The 1,230-nt window shown below is 58.3% G+C and carries 1 protein-coding gene; it reads left to right on the top strand.

What is annotated here, in order from left to right; genetic code table 11:
* Window positions 1-62: 62 nt before the first annotated feature.
* Entirely contained in the window at window positions 63-1,223 is a 1,161-nt protein-coding gene (locus ACW7G0_RS14205; RefSeq protein WP_456990655.1) for an IS30 family transposase, read from the top strand.
* Window positions 1,224-1,230: the final 7 nt, after the last annotated feature.

The following is a 1,230-nucleotide window of genomic DNA, read 5'->3' as shown; positions in this document are numbered from 1 at the left end:
TGGTGGATTCAACCGGTCGATGCAACACACTTACCACCGCGTAAGCGGAAGGAGTGTTGCAGATGAAGCGACGGCCACGGATCTATTATTCAGACAGCCAGAAGGCGCTGATGTGGGAGCGCTGGAAGCAAGGCTGGACGCTGCATGAGATCGGAAAGCTCTTCGATCGACCCCACACTTCGATCCATCAGATACTTGCGAAAACAGGTGGTTTCCGGCCGCCGGAGCGATCACGCGCGCCGGCTGCGCTCACGCTGGCCGAACGCGAGGAGATCTCGCGTGCGATGGTGGCGGGCGAGTCGATCCGATCAACGGCGGCCCGGCTCGGGAGGGCGCCATCCACGATCAGCCGAGAGATCAAGCGCAATGGAGGCTGCGAAGGCTACCGCGCAAACCAGGCCGATGAAGCGGCTTGGGATCGAGCTCGGCGTCCGAAGCAATGCAGATTGCGCAAGAACCGCCCGTTGGCTCGCATTGTGGCCGAGAAGCTGCGCATGCTCTGGTCTCCGGAGCAGATCTCAGGTTGGCTCAAGCATACTTATCCGGGCGACGAGAGCCATAACGTGTCACACGAGACCATCTACCGCAGCCTCTTTATTCAAGCCCGCGGCGCCTTGAAAAAGGAGTTGCTGCAACATCTCCGGCGCACGCGAGGCATGAGACGTTCGCGCCACTACACCCAGAAGACCAGCATTCATGGTCAGATCGTCGACGCCATTTCGATCAGCGAACGACCTGCTTGTATCGAAGATCGAGCAGTTCCTGGTCATTGGGAAGGCGACTTGGTATTTGGCAACCGCAACAGCCAAATTGCCACGCTGGTTGAGCGCCAGACGCGCTACGTGATGCTGGTCAAGGTCGCTGGAAAGGACACCGCGACCGTTGTCAGCGCCTTAATCAAACATGCCCACAAGCTTCCTCAGGAACTGTACAAGTCACTGACTTGGGATCGAGGCAAGGAAATGGCGGCGCACAAGCAATTCACGCTGGCGACGGACATCCAGGTCTACTTCTGCGACCCGCAGAGCCCTTGGCAGCGTGGCAGCAACGAGAACACCAATGGCTTGCTCAGGCAGTACCTACCCAAGGGCATCGACGTGTCTGTTCTTTCGCAGGCTAAACTCAATGCCATCGCGCGGCAATTGAACGAGCGACCGAGGAAGACTCTTGGCTTTCAAACGCCGGCTGAGATGTTCAGTCAATGTGTTGCGTTGACCGGTTGAATCCACC

The organism is Lysobacter sp. A286, from assembly GCF_054052105.1.
The sequence above is the reverse complement of the archived record's forward strand: the minus strand, read 5'-3'. Positions and strand labels throughout refer to the sequence as shown.

Excerpts from the sequence above, each read along its gene's own strand:
- ACW7G0_RS14205 (WP_456990655.1), top strand. The coding sequence starts at position 63 with ATGAAGCGACGGCCACGGATCTATTATTCAGACAGCCAGAAGGCGCTG.